The sequence below is a fragment of the Cellulomonas sp. P4_A2 genome (assembly GCF_056402515.1).
On the sequence record NZ_JBFUHG010000212.1, the window covers coordinates 1 to 375 of the forward strand.

At 70.4% G+C, this 375-nt stretch carries 1 protein-coding gene; it reads left to right on the forward strand.

The features are described from left to right. Positions 1-13 precede the first annotated feature (13 nt). Positions 14-142 (forward strand): LuxR C-terminal-related transcriptional regulator, encoded by a 129-nt coding sequence (locus tag AC1DUE_RS20770; protein ID WP_477041286.1) that lies wholly within the window; start codon positions 14-16, stop codon positions 140-142. Positions 143-375: the final 233 nt, after the last annotated feature.

Below are 375 nucleotides of genomic sequence, written 5' to 3' on the forward strand. Positions count from 1 at the left end.
TTCCAACGCGGAGATCGGGCGCGAGCTCTTCCTCTCCGAGGACACGGTGAAGACGCACGCCCGGCGGCTTTTCAAGAAGCTCGGCGCCTCGGACCGGGCGCACGCCGTGGCGCTCGGCTTCCGCTGGGGCCTGGTGCGCTGATGACCGGCGATGGCCGGTAGCGGGTGTCCCCGTCCGCCCTCCGGCGGGCGGGGCGACGGGGGCGCCGGGCCGTAGATCGGGAGCCGGTGCCCCGCGGTATGTGACGCTTCCCGGCCGATGCCGCATCCTTGAGATGTGGAGTTCCTCGGGAACGATTCGGTCGAGCGGAAGGGGAGGGCGCAGGACATGACTTCCGGCGCACCCGCTCATAACGCTTCGGTGCACAACTACGG